Source organism: Buchnera aphidicola (Melanaphis sacchari) (genome assembly GCF_003096055.1).
GTDB lineage: Bacteria > Pseudomonadota > Gammaproteobacteria > Enterobacterales > Enterobacteriaceae > Buchnera > Buchnera aphidicola_P.
Window position 1 is genome coordinate 20616 of the sequence record NZ_CP029161.1, and the last position, 15330, is coordinate 35945.

General features: G+C 23.3%; 15 protein-coding genes and 1 tRNA gene. 7 read left to right on the forward strand and 9 right to left on the reverse strand.

Annotated features, from left to right (window positions below; genetic code table 11):
- Positions 1–29 precede the first annotated feature (29 nt).
- A complete protein-coding gene (locus tag DD681_RS00120; RefSeq protein ID WP_158341013.1) occupies positions 30–767 on the reverse strand; it encodes a class I SAM-dependent methyltransferase in 738 nt (245 codons plus the stop codon).
- Positions 768–1022: 255 nt separating this feature from the next.
- On the opposite strand from DD681_RS00120, the gene DD681_RS00125 reads away from it, so the two are divergent.
- Positions 1023–1325 carry a hypothetical protein gene (locus DD681_RS00125; protein ID WP_158341014.1) on the forward strand — a complete coding sequence of 101 codons (303 nt, stop codon included), beginning with the start codon at positions 1023–1025 and terminating at the stop codon, positions 1323–1325.
- A gap of 302 nt (positions 1326–1627) precedes the next feature.
- On the forward strand, positions 1628–2422 hold the full coding sequence (locus DD681_RS00130) for a hypothetical protein (RefSeq protein ID WP_158341015.1): 795 nt from the start codon (positions 1628–1630) through the stop codon (positions 2420–2422).
- Positions 2423–2491: 69 nt separating this feature from the next.
- Here DD681_RS00130 and coaD read toward each other — a convergent pair whose 3' ends face one another.
- Positions 2492–2986, reverse strand: a complete 495-nt coding sequence (gene coaD / locus DD681_RS00135; protein WP_158341016.1) for a pantetheine-phosphate adenylyltransferase — start codon at positions 2984–2986, stop codon at positions 2492–2494.
- Between the two features lie 88 nt (positions 2987–3074).
- On the opposite strand from coaD, the gene epmA reads away from it, so the two are divergent.
- On the forward strand, positions 3075–4058 hold the full coding sequence (epmA, locus tag DD681_RS00140; RefSeq protein WP_158341017.1) for an elongation factor P--(R)-beta-lysine ligase: 984 nt from the start codon (positions 3075–3077) through the stop codon (positions 4056–4058).
- A gap of 3 nt (positions 4059–4061) precedes the next feature.
- On the opposite strand, the gene DD681_RS00145 is transcribed toward epmA, so the two are convergent.
- From DD681_RS00145 to hslV, 4 genes are all read right to left on the reverse strand, one after another.
- Entirely contained in the window at positions 4062–4814 is a 753-nt protein-coding gene (locus DD681_RS00145) for an FAD-binding oxidoreductase (RefSeq protein ID WP_158341531.1), read from the reverse strand.
- A gap of 102 nt (positions 4815–4916) precedes the next feature.
- The gene (locus DD681_RS00150) at positions 4917–5399 is read right to left on the reverse strand and encodes an Hsp20 family protein (RefSeq protein ID WP_158341018.1); all 483 of its coding nucleotides are present in this window, start codon (positions 5397–5399) and stop codon (positions 4917–4919) included.
- A 174-nt stretch (positions 5400–5573) separates the two neighbouring features.
- Complete coding sequence (gene hslU, locus DD681_RS00155; protein ID WP_158341019.1) at positions 5574–6905, reverse strand: HslU--HslV peptidase ATPase subunit; 1332 nt, start codon at positions 6903–6905, stop codon at positions 5574–5576.
- A 14-nt stretch (positions 6906–6919) separates the two neighbouring features.
- Positions 6920–7450, reverse strand: a complete 531-nt coding sequence (hslV, locus tag DD681_RS00160) for an ATP-dependent protease subunit HslV (protein ID WP_158341020.1) — start codon at positions 7448–7450, stop codon at positions 6920–6922.
- Between the two features lie 524 nt (positions 7451–7974).
- On the opposite strand from hslV, the gene rpmE reads away from it, so the two are divergent.
- Entirely contained in the window at positions 7975–8181 is a 207-nt protein-coding gene (rpmE, locus tag DD681_RS00165) for a 50S ribosomal protein L31 (RefSeq protein WP_158341021.1), read from the forward strand.
- A gap of 47 nt (positions 8182–8228) precedes the next feature.
- Here the strand turns inward: rpmE and DD681_RS00170 are convergent, their stop codons facing one another.
- The 3 genes from DD681_RS00170 to orn all read right to left on the reverse strand — a co-directional run bounded on the left by DD681_RS00170 (position 8229) and on the right by orn (position 9965).
- A complete protein-coding gene (locus DD681_RS00170; RefSeq protein WP_158341022.1) occupies positions 8229–8954 on the reverse strand; it encodes an N-acetylmuramoyl-L-alanine amidase in 726 nt (241 codons plus the stop codon).
- A gap of 288 nt (positions 8955–9242) precedes the next feature.
- A tRNA-Gly gene (locus tag DD681_RS00175) sits at positions 9243–9318 on the reverse strand.
- A gap of 110 nt (positions 9319–9428) precedes the next feature.
- Entirely contained in the window at positions 9429–9965 is a 537-nt protein-coding gene (gene orn, locus DD681_RS00180; RefSeq protein ID WP_158341023.1) for an oligoribonuclease, read from the reverse strand.
- A 206-nt stretch (positions 9966–10171) separates the two neighbouring features.
- Between orn and pgi the strand changes: the two genes are divergently transcribed.
- The 3 genes from pgi to DD681_RS00195 all read left to right on the forward strand — a co-directional run bounded on the left by pgi (position 10172) and on the right by DD681_RS00195 (position 15120).
- Entirely contained in the window at positions 10172–11836 is a 1665-nt protein-coding gene (gene pgi / locus DD681_RS00185) for a glucose-6-phosphate isomerase (RefSeq protein WP_158341532.1), read from the forward strand.
- 167 nt (positions 11837–12003) lie between these two features.
- On the forward strand, positions 12004–13923 hold the full coding sequence (locus DD681_RS00190) for a PTS mannitol transporter subunit IICBA (RefSeq protein WP_158341024.1): 1920 nt from the start codon (positions 12004–12006) through the stop codon (positions 13921–13923).
- Between the two features lie 18 nt (positions 13924–13941).
- A complete protein-coding gene (locus DD681_RS00195; RefSeq protein ID WP_158341025.1) occupies positions 13942–15120 on the forward strand; it encodes a mannitol-1-phosphate 5-dehydrogenase in 1179 nt (392 codons plus the stop codon).
- Positions 15121–15330 lie beyond the last annotated feature (210 nt).

Below are 15330 nucleotides of genomic sequence, written 5' to 3' on the forward strand. Positions count from 1 at the left end.
GAGTACTTTTAAAAACGTACTCCTATTTTTTATAATGGAAAATATATATCAAAGCGATAATTTTTATTTTTAATAATAAAATCAACTTTATCATTAGATAATGATTTTGCATAACGCGGTCTTTTAACAATTACTCTTTTTTTAGCTAATTTTCTAGAAATTTTTAATAAAAATTCAGGTTGATTATCAAACGTTACTATTTTTCTTAAAAATTGCATATTTTTTTTCGGAAGACATTTTTTTTGATTAACAGGATACATGGGATCTAAATAAATGACATCTGGTTGAGGAATAGAAAAATTTAACATATTTAAACTATTACCGAAAATTAAATTTAATCTTTTTTTAATCCAAAATCCATTTTTTTTATCTTGATAAGCTCTTTCTAGAGCATCTTCTAATAAAATAGACACAATAGGATTGCATTCTATCATAATTACTTTACATCCTAAAAAAGATAAAAAAAACGCGTCCTTACCCCATCCAGCTGTTGCATCTAAAATGAACGGAAAATAATTTTTTTTTATTCCTATAGCTTTATATAACAAATCACTTTTTTTTGAATGCATGCATCTATAATTATATTTTTTTGAAATAAAGTCAATTTTAATTGATTTTTCTTTAGGCATAGAACGATCATATAATTCTAAATAACGAGAATTAATTATTAATGCTATAGAAGTATTTTGATCATGCTCTAAATGATATTTATTAATTAATTTCCTTATTCTTTCATTTTTTTCTTTAAAAATTAAATATATTTTCATAATATTTTTATTTTTTTAATATTAATAATTGACTTTTTGAAAAATCTAATTAATATACAAATTAAGACAATGTAATTTATTTTTTTAAATATATTTATTTATATTAATTAATAAACAAATTATTGTTGAATAAATAAAATTTTTTTAAAGCAAAATAAACCAAAAAATTATTTTTTTATTTGTTTTTTAAAGTTTAATTTATATTTTTTAAAATTTTTTTACTAAAATAATAAATTAAAAAAAGGAAAAAAAATTATGTCATCTAATATTACTCTAGTTGATAAATTAAATCCAACACGTTTTTATGAAACACTAAATAAAAAAAATATCAATTCTAAAGTGTTAAAAGATACAAAAAATAAGACACAGAATGATCAAAATCCTATTTTTTATTTAAAGGAAAAAGATTTATATTTATTAAATGCAAGCGATGTAAACAAAAAAAATGATTATGAAGATGTTGAAATAAAATTAATAAATAAAATAAATGAAGATCTTAATAATTTAAATATTATTGAAGATATTATGAAAAAAAAACTTTTTCTGAATCCTCTCTAAATAAAGACTCCATTCGATCTTTTTATCAATCTTTTCTTAATTATTCACTCAATATATTTAAATCTATTTATAGTACAATTACAGATACGTTAAAAAAATTAGATTTAAAAAAACAAATTATCTCCCTCTTTAATAAAATAAAAAGTAACATTTTTAATGTTTTTGAGAAAATTAAAAATGAAGCCGTAAGTCTTTTTAATTCTAGTTGTGATTTTATTTCAAACATATTCTATTCGATAATAAAAAAATCAACACCACCTGCACCACCAAAAAAATCAGACAATGATATTATTAATGATTTAATGCAACGCGTTAAAGAACTTAAAGAAACTATTAAATCTTCAAAAATTTTTATACATACTATAATTGAAAAAATTAGAGATACAGGAAAAATTAAAATAGTTAATAAACTAAATAATAATCCGTTGCATCCTGAATATCAAAGTACTTTTCCTGATTTACATTTAGCCTCTAATAAAATAGATAATTCAAATCAATCGTATTTATCAAGTTTAAATGAACAATTTGATTTAGAAAATAAAAATAATATAATTAATAGATATTTAATAAATAAAATAGATAATAATTTTAAAAAATCTTCTATTCCTATTGACATACCTGAAAAGATTAAAGAAAAAATAAAACTTTTTTTTGAAAAAAGTAAACCAGTAAATGAAATAAATCAAGATTTTATGGAAGATTTTCACTCTTCTCTTTTTATTGTTGATGGAAATTTGATTTATTCTACGAACAAAGAAGATATGATAAGAGAATTTAAAAAAATAGTTCCAAATATTGAAGACCGAAAATTTATTTCTACATATGCTCGTCCGAAACTTTTAAATAAATCTTATTTTGAACTAATATCTGAACATCCCGAATTAAATGAATATAGAATTACTAACTCAAGAAATATTTATGAAATTAATCATTTAAAAGATGGAACGCTTCAGCTGATTGTTACTAATTTATCTGACATTTCTCCTACAGATGATAATTCTATTAAAAGATATTGTGCATTTGGAGTTCGTGCTAGTGCAATTCTTTCTCCGGAAAGTAATTCACCAATAATGGAATATTCACATTTCCTTAATTAAATTAATATAAGTATTCTTTTATAAACTAATAGGGTATGTTACATACCCTATTAGTTTAATATTAAATTTTTAATTATAAATATTATTAAATTTTTCTAATAAAGCAAAATGTATCTCTTTAGGTAAATAAGGTTTAACGTTTCCTTTATATTTAGCTATTTCTTTGACGAAAGAAGAAGATATGAAAGAAACTTCTTTTGAAGATAATAAAAAAATACTATCTAAATCTGGGTAGATTTGCTTATTAATTGCGGCTAATTTAATTTCATAATCAAAATCAAATATTGTACGTACTCCTCTAATTAAAACGTTAGTTTTTTCTTTTTTTGCTAAATTTGCAAGTAAATCATTAAAACCAATTATTTTTTTAATGTTTTTTAGGTTTAACGTAGCTAATTTTGTTAATTCTATTCTTTCTTTTAAACTAAAAATAGTTTTTTTATTTAAATTATTAGAAATAGCAATAATGATATTATCAAAAATTTTAGTTGCACGTATTATAATATCTAAATGGCCGTATGTAATTGGATCAAATGTACCTGGATATATTGCGATTTTTTTCATTTTTTTATAAGATTTAATGTATGTATAAAGTTTATTAAAATGTTAATAAATGCATAATAAATTAATTTTTTAAAAAATTTTAAGGTGTATTATGAAAAAAACATGGAAACCTAGTGCTTCTATTAAAGATTTAGTTCAACGCGCAAAAATTATTGAAAATATTCGATTATTTTTTAAAAAAAATAAAATTCTAGAAGTAGAAACACCAATTTTATCTCAATTTACTACAACAGATGCAAATTTAACTCCTTTTAGTACCAGTTATTATTCTCCATATAATGATAATAATTCTATTAAAAAAAAATTATGGCTTTCCACTAGCCCAGAATACCATATGAAACGTTTACTAGCAGCACAAAGTGGATCTATATATCAAATTTGTCATAGTTTTAGAAATAAAGAGTTTGGGCGCTATCATAATCCAGAATTTACCATGTTGGAATGGTATCAAATTGATTGCAAAATGAAGGTTTTTATGAAAGAAGTAGATCGTTTTTTTCAAAAAATATTAAATTTTAATAAATCAGATCAGATTTCTTATCAAGAAATATTTATAAAGTATTTGAATATAGATCCGTTATCTGCTAATTCTATTGATATTTTAAAAATTTTTAAATTATTAGATTTAGAGCATTTAATTTCTGATGAAATAGATAAAAATAAATTAATAGAAACTTTATTTACAGTAAAGATACAACCATTTTTAGGAGAAAAAAATCCATTATTCGTATATCATTTTCCTGCAGAACAAGCTTCTCTTGCTTTTGTTAACGAAAATGATTCCCGAGTAACAGAAAGATTTGAAATATTTTTTAAAGGAATTGAATTAGGAAATGGTTTTTATGAACTTACAGATTATTCTGAACATAAAAAAAGATTTAAAAAAGATAATAAAAATCGTTTTAAAGAAAATTTATCTCCAAGAAAAATAGATAATTATTTTTTAAACGCTATACGTTATGGTTTGCCTTCATGTTCAGGAATAGCAATAGGTTTAGATCGCATTATTATGATAGCATTAAAAAAAAAGAGTATTGATCAAGTTATTTCTTTTTCATTTAATCGATCTTAAATATTACCAATAATTTTCCATTGTGATTTGACCTTTTTGGCGTCTTAAATTTTTTTTCATAAATCTACTTTTCTGTAAATATAAGCATGTATCTTTAACCATTTCAGGATTTCCACATAGCATAACATGTGAGTTTTCAGCATCAATCTTTAAACCAATTTTTTTCTCTAAAATATTATTTTTCAGTAAAAATGGAATTCTACCGAATAAAGAATTATTGTCTTTTTCTCTACTAGTTATAGTTTGAATTTTTAATTTTCCATTATACTTTTTATGTATTTTTTTTAACAAAGAAAGATAAGTTAATTCATTTTTTTTTCTTACAGCATGTACTAAAATAATATTTTCATATTTTTCAGTATTTTTATGTTCTTCTAAAATAGAACAGTAGGGACCAATAGCTGTACCAGTTGCAAACATCCATAATTTTTTACAAGGCGGTATTTCATCTAATATAAAAAAACCAGATGCATTTTCTTTGATAAGAATTGTATCTCCAGAATTTAATTTATATAAAAGATTACTTAATTTTCCATTTTTAACGCGAACAATATAAATTTCTATTTTTTTATCGCTAGGTGCGTTAACAAAAGAATATGCTCTCTGTATTTTTTTTTCTTGTTGTTCATCATATAAAGCTAATTTTGTGAATTGACCTGCTTTAAAAGGAGATATAGATGCATTTAAGATGAGACTAAATAAATTGTTAGTCCATTTTCGATTTTCTAAAACAGTAGCATTAATCCATGGATTCATGGTATTTTTTAACTCCTTTATTAAAAATATAATCATTGTACTTAAATAAAAAAGTACAATGATTAGGAAAAATATTCATGTGTCTTTAAAAATTAGTTAAATTTATTTTTTAGAAATTTTAGCATCGTTATTAGGAATATTAATAAATATTTTTTTAGGTTTTTCTTTTTCTGGAATTTGATATTCAAAATTTATTTTCAATAATCCTAAACTCAGTTCTGCTTTTTTGACGTGAATTTTATGATCAAAGTTAAAACTTAAAGAAAAATTATTTAAAAAAATATTTCTATGCAGCCATTTTTTTATTTTTTTATGATTGTCATCGTTTTGTTTTTCTTTTTTTCCTCGTATTAAAAGCTGATTATCGTGAACCGATATATCTAATTCTTTTTCTTTATATCCAGGAATACTTAATATTAATTCGTATTGATTTTCATTAACTTCAGAAAGATTATATAACGGATTTTCTGATAATGGTTTTTCTCCTGTTAATGTACTAAACATTTTATCAATTTGATTAAATCTATCTGAAAAAACACTGTGATTATTAATGCTAGGTAAAAATGAAAAAGGATTATAAGACATAAAAAACTCCTATATATGTTATAAATATTTTTTTTAAATAATTTTGAACCTAAACAATGTTTTTATTTCATATAAGGTCTTGTTTTTTATTTTTCAAGAGTAATTAAATAAATTTTTTAAAAAATATTTATATATTTAAGTTATTTGTATTATAGATAAATATTTTAAATAAAATTATAAAATAAAACGGCTAAGATCTTCATTGCAAGTTAATTTTTCTAAATGTTTTTCAACGTATTCTGAATTAATTTCAATCGTTTTTCCTTGATTTTTATCAGCATAATAAGAAACATCTTCCATCAATTTTTCTAGTACTGTATGCAATCGACGCGCTCCAATATTTTCTACTGATTCATTAACTTTCCAAGCAGTTTCTGCAATATTTCGTATACCTTCTTTTGTAAAGTTTATACAAACTCCTTCTGTTTTCATTAACGCTTGATATTGCGCGGTAATTGATGCGGTTGGTTCGGTTAAAATTTTTTCAAAATCATCAATTGTTAAGGCTTGCAATTCTACCTTAATTGGTAGTCGTCCTTGAAGTTCGGGAATTAAATCAGAAGGTGTAGAAGTTTGAAATGCACCTGAAGCAATAAATAAAATATGGTCTGTTTTAACCATTCCATATTTTGTTGAAACAGTACAACCTTCAACTAATGGTAATAAATCTCTTTGGACACCTTCTCTAGAAATATCTGGACCAGAAGAATCACTTCGTTTACATATTTTGTCGATTTCGTCAATAAATACTATACCATTTTGTTCTACAGCATGAATTGCTTCTTTTTTAATTTCTTCATGATTAATTAGTTTAGCCGCTTCTTCTTCCTTTAATAATAAAATTGCATCTTTTATTTTTAATCGTCTGACATTTTTTTTATGCCCTCCTAAGTTTTGAAATAAAGATTGTAATTGACTTGTCAATTCTTCCATTCCAGGGGGAGCCATGATTTCTACACCCATAGTAGTGGCTAGTACATTAATTTCAATTTCTTTTTCGTCAAGATCACCTTCTCTTAATTTTTTTCGAAATATTTGCAAAGTTTTCATTAGACTTTGATTATTTTCATTTTCTGTCCAGTTATTTTTTGGTCTTGGAACAAGAACGTCTAATATTCTTTCTTCGACAATTTCTTTGACTTTGTTTTTATTATTTTCAATATTTTTCACGCGAATCATTTTAACGGCAGCGTCAGTTAAATCGCGAATAATTGAATCTACTTCTTTTCCAACATATCCCACTTCTGTGAATTTAGTTGCTTCTACTTTTATAAATGGAGAGTTTGCTAGTTTAGCTAATCTTCGGGCGATTTCTGTTTTTCCTACTCCTGTCGGACCAATCATTAAAATATTTTTTGGAGTAATTTCATTTCGTAGTTCGCTATTCAATTGCATTCTGCGCCAGCGATTTCTTAATGCAATAGAAACAGCTTTTTTTGCTTTTTTTTGACCAATAATAAATTTGTCAAGTTCAGAAACAATTTGGGGTGGAGTCATGTTAGACATAAAGATAATCCTCATTATTTTTCTGAAAGTAATTCTTTTATAATAAAAGAGTGATTTGTATATATACAAATATTAGCTGCGATATTTAATGATTTTTCTACAATTTCATTTGCACTAAAATCAGTGTTTTCTATTAATGCTCTTGCTGCAGATTGTGCGTAGCAACCACCTGATCCTATTGCTATTAAATCATCCTCTGGTTGTATTACATCTCCGTTTCCAGTTATAATTAATGAAACATTTTTATCAGCTACTGCTAGTAAAGCTTCTAGTTTACGTAGCATTCTGTCGGATCTCCAGTCTTTTGCTAACTCAATAGCAGAACGTTTTAATTGTCCTTGATACATAGCTAATTTTTTTTCAAACATTTCAAATAAAGTAAAAGCATCTGCAGTTCCACCGGCAAATCCAGCAATAACTTTATTATGATAAAGCGTTCTAATTTTTTTGACATTGCTTTTCATAATAGTATTACCTAAAGTTGCTTGTCCATCACCTCCAATTACTACTTTGTTTTTTAATCTTACACTTAATATTGTGGTCACAAGTAAACCTCTTGAAATAAATTTTATTTTTATGCATGTGAGATGTTTAAGAATATTATTATAAAAAATGAAATTTATTAAATCATTAATAATATAAACATTTTTTCACTGAATATTTATTGTAATTATAGATATTTTTATATTGTATTGATTTTTAATAATATTTAAAACTCTAATGATTATAAATTTTCTAATTTTTTAATATATTTCCACTTTTCTTTTGGCTCCGGAGGCAATGAGTTTTCACAATTTATTTTTTTTTCGATAATTGTTTTTTTTGTTATATTGGGTTTTTTAAAAAATATATTTAAAAAATAAAAAAAAAGAATAATTATGCTTATAATAAAAAAGAAGTTGTATTTGTTAAATTTTATACTTTTTTTTTATTTCTTTTTTTATTTATATTTTTAAAATAAATTGAATTAATTTTATTTTGATCGTTGTACATTTTTATATTTCAATGTTAAAAAATATTAATAAATAATCGTATAATAAACATTAACGATACGTTTAGGAAAAATATCATGAAAAAAAAAATACACCCTGATTATTTTCAAATAAAAGCTACTTGTTCATGCGGAAATGCACTTGAAATTTTTTCAACAATTAACTGTAATCTAAATTTAGATATATGTTCAAAATGCCATCCATTTTATACTGGGAAGCAAAGAATTATTGATACTGGAGGTCGTGTTGAAAGATTTAAAAAGCGTTTTAAGATAATTAAGTAAAAATTTTTTTAAGCATCTTAAATGGTATTTTGATGCTTAAATTTATTTTAATTAAAATGTTTTTTTAGTTTTTTTTCAAAATTAGATATACATCTTTTTTGAAAGAAATTTTTTAAACCAATATAAATAGCGTGAGCGATTTTATTTTGATATTGAATTGTTTTTAGTTTTTTTTCTTCTTTAATATTCGTAATAAATCCCGTTTCTATTAATATAGAAGGTCTATTTATAGAGCTTAATATTTCTAAACTAGCATAATTTGGTTGTGTTTTATTGATTTTTGTGATTTTTTTAAATTGTTGAAATATATAATTTGATAAACTAATTTCCATTTCTTGAAAATTATTTAATTGTAGATTAAGAGCAGTTTTCTTCAAAGAAATACTTTTTTTATATTTAAGTATGTATTGAATTTTTTTTGGAAAATACATTTTTTCTTTTTTATTTTTTATAAAATTATTAATTTCTCGATTTATTCTATTTTTTGAAATAATCCATATTGATGGACCTGATACATATTTTTTTTTAGATGAATCTGCATGGATGGAAATTAATAAGTTTGTATGATAATTTTTTAAAAAATTTTTTCTTTTTTTTAAAGAAACATAGGTATCATTATTACGAGTCAATATGCCGTAAAAAAATTTATCTGAATTTAATAATTTTTTTAATTTTTTTGCTATTTTTAATGTAATTTTTTTTTCTTGCAGACCTTGATTACTGATTGCTCCTGGATCTTGTCCGCCATGTCCTGGATCTATTACAATAATAATTTTTTTTAAATTTTTTCTTTTTTCTTTGTTAAAAAAAAATTATCTTTTTTTTGTCCTATAAAGTTTTTTTCTTTGTAATTCGTTTCAGAATGAATTTCTAAAGAAATAAGCAAAAAAAAATTGTTATTATCTTGTAATAAGACTTATTTTTTTTAATTTTTTGATGTATATTTTTTATACATTTTAACATTTATTTAATTTTTTTAATAGTTATCAAAATATGATTTTTAATTTAAGCTTTATTTTTTGTATTTAAAATATTTTAAATATAAATTTTTTATAAAAAATTGGAGCGGGAAACGAGATTTGAACTCGCGACCCCAACCTTGGCAAGGTTGTGCTCTACCAACTGAGCTATTCCCGCAAAGTATTGTAATTTTTAATTAGATATATATTTTATATATATAAAATATATTTATCAAGCTTTCTTTAAAAATATTTTTTGATTTATTCAAATAATTATATTTTAAAAATTTATTTCTTGAATTCAAAAAATTTTTTTTTATAAAATTTTAGTTCCATTATAGATTCATAAATGTCTTCTCTCGCTGTATGATTTTTTTTTTTTTTTTTTAAAGCAGGATGCCAGCGAGATACTAATTCTTTAATTGTGCTAACATCTATGCATCGATAATGAAAATAATCTTCTAAAATTGGCATGTATTTACGTAAAAATATTCGATCCTGATAAATACTATTACCACACATTGGAGATGAATGAATAGGAACTGTTTTTTTTAAAAAAGATACTATTTTAGATTCAGCTTTTATTTCATCATATTTACTTTTTTGAACTCTTTCTATTAATCCAGTTTGGGTGTGAATATTGTTATTCCATGTATCCATTGATGTAATATGTTTCTTTTTCTGGTGAATTGCAACGACAGGTCCTTCTAAGATAATGTTTAGCTGAGAATCTGTAATTAATATCGCAATTTCAATAATACGATGTATTTCTGGGTTTAATCCGGTCATTTCCAAATCAATCCAAATAAGATTTTTTTTATTCATTTTTTGATCTTTAAAAGTTTATTTTTTAAATTATATTTCATTTAATTAAAATTTTTTAATTTTTAACTAATTTTTATGAGTTTTTATAAAAATTCTATTTTTTATTGAATTACGAATATTAAAAATTAATGTTGTAATTATTAAAAAACAAATCATTATAGTATAATATGTTTAAAAATCTTGATACAAGAGAGATTGATTATTTCATGAAAAATATTAGTTGTGTTGAAACTAAATCCTGGAAAAAACTCAAAAAAAATTTCGAGAATATAAAAAATATTCATTTAAAACATTTTTTTTTAGAAGATCCTAACCGATTTAAAAATTTTTCTATTTTATTTAAAAATGATATTTTAATTGATTTTTCTAAGAATAGAATTAATAAAGAAACTTTAAAAAACTTATTAAACTTAGCGAAAGAAACTGATCTAAAATCTGCAATTCACAACATGTTTATCGGAGCAAAAATTAATAAAACAGAAAATCGTTCTGTCTTACATATTGCATTACGTAATAGAAAAAATTTCCCAATATTTGTTAATAATCATAATGTTATGTTAGATGTAAACGATACTTTGAAGAAAATGAAAGAATTTTCAAATTTAGTTATTAGTGGTCAATGGAAAGGTTATACTGGAAAATCTATTTCTGATGTTGTTAACATAGGAATAGGAGGATCTGATTTAGGTCCATATATGGTTACTGAAGCGTTACGTCCATATAAAAATCATTTAAACATACACTATGTTTCTAATATAGATGGTAATCATCTTTTGGAAGTATTAAAAAAAATTAATCCTGAAACTACAATATTCTTAGTAGCTTCAAAAACATTTACTACAGAAGAAACAATAATTAATGCTCATAGTGCTAAATTATGGTTTTTAAAAAAATCAAAAAATGTAAATTTTTTAAATAAACATTTTTTTGCTTTATCTGCTAATGTTAATAATGTATTAAATTTTGGAATTAGAATTGAGAATATTTTTAAATTTTGGGATTGGGTAGGAGGTCGTTTTTCACTATGGTCTTCGGTAGGTTTATCTATTATTTTATCAATTGGTTTTGATAATTTCGAAAAATTTTTGAGCGGTGCGTATGATATGGATAATCATTTTTATTATTCTGAACATGATAAAAATATTCCTATATTATTAGCTCTTATTAGTATTTGGTACACTAATTTTTTTGGTGTTGAAACTGAAGCAGTATTACCGTACGACCAATATATGCATAGATTTGCTGCATATCTTCAACAATCTAATATGGAATCTAATGGAAAATCTATTGATAGAAATGGAAAAAAAATATCTTATCATACTGGTCCTATTATTTGGGGAGAGCCAGGAACTAATGGTCAGCATGCTTTTTTTCAATTAATACACCAGGGTACTAAATTAATCCCTTGTGATTTTATTGCTCCTGTTATTTCTCATAATGATTTAAAACATCATCATATTAAATTAATATCTAATTTTTTTGCTCAAACTCAAGCTTTGGCATTTGGAAAATCGAAAGAGGATTTATTAAAAAACATAATAAATTCTAATAATAAAAATATAAAATTAAAAGAAATTTTACCATATAAAGTTTGTGACGGAAACCAACCAAGTAATTCTATTTTACTGCGCAAAATTACACCTTATACTTTAGGAGCTTTAATTGCTTTATATGAGCATAAAATATTTGTTCAAGGTCATATATTAAATATTTTTAGTTTTGATCAATGGGGTGTAGAAATAGGAAAAGAACTGACTAAAAACATTTATACTTGTCTTTCTAAAAAAAATAAAAATAATGTTAATTTTGATACTTCTACGGAGGGTCTTATAAATTTTTATAAATCTTTTAAAAAAAATATTAAAAAGTAAATTTTATTTAGAATTTTTCTATTAGAAATTATTTTTTCAAAAAAAACACTTCATTATTATTTAATATGCAAATCATTTTCAGGCTCATTTTTAAAACAGATTTTTTATTTTACTAAGAATTTAAAAATTATCTTATCAAAGCTATTCTTCGGGAATGAGTGGTCTTTATGTTAACTAAATCAAAAATACAGAATTTTGGTAGTTTTTTAAGTAGTATGATTATTCCCAATATAAGCATCTTTATTACATGGGGTATTATGACTTCTTTATTTATACCTTTAGGTTGGCAACCTAATGAGATGTTAGCTCAATTAATACCGCCTATAATTTTTTATCTTTTACCAATTCTTATTGGATATACAGGAGGTCGGTTAATTGCAGGCGAGAGAGGAGGGGTAATTGGAAGTATAACTACTATAGGAATGATAGTTAGTACTCATACACCAATGTTATTGGGAGCGATGGTAGCAGGTCCATTTGGTGCATGGGTAATTAAAAAATTTGATGAAATAGTGAAAAATAAAATAAAAAATGGTTTTGAAATGCTAGTGAATAATTTTTCAATTGCCATTATTGGAATTTTTTTGATTATCATTTCTTTTTTTTTAATCGGCCCATCAATTGAATGGAGTTCCAACGTTTTAAAATCTTTAGTAAAAATAATTATAGAACATAATTTACTTCCTTTAATCGCAATTATTGTTGAACCAGCTAAAGTATTTTTTCTGAATAATATAATTAATCATGGAATATTCTCTCCATTAGGAATTCAAGAAATATCAGAAAATAAAAGTTCTTTATTTTTTTTAATAGAATCAAATCCCGGACCAGGACTAGGTATATTGATGGCGTGTTTTTATTTTGGCAAGGGAAAATTATATCAGTCATCGGGAGCTGCAGCTATCATTCAATTTTTAGGTGGAGTACATGAAATTTATTTTCCTTATGTCCTGATTAAACCAGAGTTAATGATATCTCTAATTTTAGGTAGTATGACAAACATTTTTATGCTTGTTTTTTTTAAGGGTGGTTTAATTTCTGCTATATCTCCAGGATCTATTTTATCTATTTTAGCCATGACTCAAAAAAATTTATATTTCGCTAATATTTTTTCCATCTTATCTTCTTTTATAGTTTCATTCATCAGTGCTTTTTTATTTTTCCGATTTCCCTTAAATAAAATAAAGGAAACAAATGGTTTAGTTAATAAATTATCTAAGGATATATTTAACGGATTAGATAAAAATCAAAAAAATAAAATAGATAATCAAGAAAAACATATTTTTTTAAAAAATGTTAAAAAAATTATAGTAGCTTGTGATGCTGGTATGGGATCTAGTGCAATAGGAGCTAGTATTTTACAAAAAAAAATAAAAGATGCAAATTTAGAAAATATTTGTGTATCTAATTGTTCTATTCATTCTTTACCTAAGGATGCTGATTTAATTATTACACATCAAAAATTAACTTATCGTGCTAAAAAGTATGCTCCTAATATTTACCATATATCATTAAATAATTTCATTGATAATGACTTTTACGATTCTTTAATAAAAAAATTAATTAAAGATATTAGTTGTAAAAATGATATTAATTATAAGAATAGTAAAATTGTTAATAATGTTGATTCATCGCAAGAGTTAAATAATTTATTTCAATTAACTGAGAAAAATATTTTTTTAAATCAAAATGCTAAAAATAAAGAAGAAGCAATTAGTATTGTTGGACAACATTTAGTGAATCAAGGTTATGTAAAAAATAGTTATGTTGAAGCAATGTTAGAACGAGAAAAAATAAGCTCTACTTGGATAGGAGAATCAATAGCACTACCACATGGCACTATTCAAGCAAAAGACAACATCTTAAAAACCGGTATAATTTTTTGTCAATTTCCTAAAGGAGTTCGTTTTGGAGAAAATGTTGATGATATTGCTTATTTAGTCATTGGTATTGCAGCAAAAAATAATGAGCATATCATGGTAGTTAGTAGCATTACTAATGCGTTAGATAATAAGGATGTTATTTTAAAATTATCTAATACAAAAAATATACAAGAAGTATTATTTTATTTAAATGAAAAAAAATAATTTTAATTGGAATTTTTTATGAAAGCTTTACATTTTGGCGCAGGAAATATTGGACGTGGTTTCGTTGGAAAGACAATATTAGATTCTGGATTTAATTTAATTTTTTCTGATATTAATAAGAATTTAATAGATATTATTAATCATTATCAAGAATATAATATTAAATTAGTTGGAAATAATTATGAAGAAATTATTACAGTAAAAAACGTGAGCGCTGTGCATTCCTACGACTCAAACATTGCTAATCTTATTTCTCATGCAGATTTAATTACAACATCTGTCGGAGTTTCTTCTTTAGATGAAATCTCTAAAATTCTTGCTCGAGGAATTGTTTTAAAAATTTATTCTCAAAATAATAAGCCATTAAATATAATTGCATGTGAAAATAAAATGATGGCAAGTTCTTATTTAAAGAAAAAGGTTTTAGAAAAAATTTCCTCAATCCATTATCCTTATTTTAAAAAATATATTGGTTTTGTAAATTGCAGTATTGATGTGATTATACCAACAAGTTTTTCTATTGGAAAAAATAAATTATGTTTAGTTTCTGAAAACTTTAAAGAATGGATTGTAGATTCCACTCAATTTAAAGGTGAACCTCCTAAAATTATTAATATGACATTGAGTAGTAATTTAAAATATTTTATAGATAGAAAATTTTTAACATTAAATACGGGACATGCTATTGCTGCATATTTAGGTTGGACAAAAAAGTATAAAACTATATATGAAACAATTTTAGATAGAGAAATATTTCAAATTGTAAAAAATTCTATGCAAGAAAGCGGTCTTACTCTAATAAAGTGTTACAATGTAGATGAAAATAAACATTTATCTTATATTAATAAAATTCTTGCTCGTTTTAAAAATCCTTATTTATTAGACAAAATTGAAAGAATTGCAAGAAATCCATTGCAAAAATTAAAAAAAGATGAACGATTAATATATCCTCTTTTAAAAGCTATAAAATATAATCTACCATATTCTAATTTAGTCAAAGGTATTTCTGCAGCATTTTTTTATAAAAATAAAAATGATATAGAATCCATAAAAATATTTTCTTTAATAAAAAAATATGGTATTGAGCAAACTATCATTAAAATATGTGATTTAAATTTAAATACAAAAGAAGTTTATTCTATTATTTTAGAATATATTTTTCTTTTAAAGAAATACTCTCATGGTTTTTTAAAATAAAATGTTATATTTTTACTTTTTAATGAAATGCGTCAATTATTCGAGAAATATTTAATGAGGCAAAAGTAAAAATTATTTAAATAAGATCTATTTTAATTAATAATTTTTAAAGGTTAATTTAATAAAATTAAAATTTAAAAAAATTCTTTAGTAGAATATATAAATATTTAAAATTCTTATTTTTTTAAAAATTAAAAAAAAGAAAATTGA

What these genes read in the sequence shown, in the direction of transcription:
- pgi (WP_158341532.1), top strand. Translation starts at nt 10,172, where the DNA reads ATGAAAAATATTAGTTGTGTTGAAACTAAATCCTGGAAAAAACTCAAA.
- DD681_RS00195 (WP_158341025.1), top strand. Translation starts at nt 13,942, where the DNA reads ATGAAAGCTTTACATTTTGGCGCAGGAAATATTGGACGTGGTTTCGTT.
- hslU (WP_158341019.1), bottom strand. Translation starts at nt 6,905, where the DNA reads ATGTCTAACATGACTCCACCCCAAATTGTTTCTGAACTTGACAAATTT.
- DD681_RS00125 (WP_158341014.1), top strand. Translation starts at nt 1,023, where the DNA reads ATGTCATCTAATATTACTCTAGTTGATAAATTAAATCCAACACGTTTT.
- coaD (WP_158341016.1), bottom strand. Translation starts at nt 2,986, where the DNA reads ATGAAAAAAATCGCAATATATCCAGGTACATTTGATCCAATTACATAC.
- DD681_RS00130 (WP_158341015.1), top strand. Translation starts at nt 1,628, where the DNA reads ATGCAACGCGTTAAAGAACTTAAAGAAACTATTAAATCTTCAAAAATT.
- DD681_RS00150 (WP_158341018.1), bottom strand. Translation starts at nt 5,399, where the DNA reads ATGTCTTATAATCCTTTTTCATTTTTACCTAGCATTAATAATCACAGT.
- DD681_RS00145 (WP_158341531.1), bottom strand. Translation starts at nt 4,814, where the DNA reads ATGAATCCATGGATTAATGCTACTGTTTTAGAAAATCGAAAATGGACT.
- DD681_RS00120 (WP_158341013.1), bottom strand. Translation starts at nt 767, where the DNA reads ATGAAAATATATTTAATTTTTAAAGAAAAAAATGAAAGAATAAGGAAA.
- rpmE (WP_158341021.1), top strand. Translation starts at nt 7,975, where the DNA reads ATGAAAAAAAAAATACACCCTGATTATTTTCAAATAAAAGCTACTTGT.
- DD681_RS00190 (WP_158341024.1), top strand. Translation starts at nt 12,004, where the DNA reads ATGTTAACTAAATCAAAAATACAGAATTTTGGTAGTTTTTTAAGTAGT.
- orn (WP_158341023.1), bottom strand. Translation starts at nt 9,965, where the DNA reads ATGAATAAAAAAAATCTTATTTGGATTGATTTGGAAATGACCGGATTA.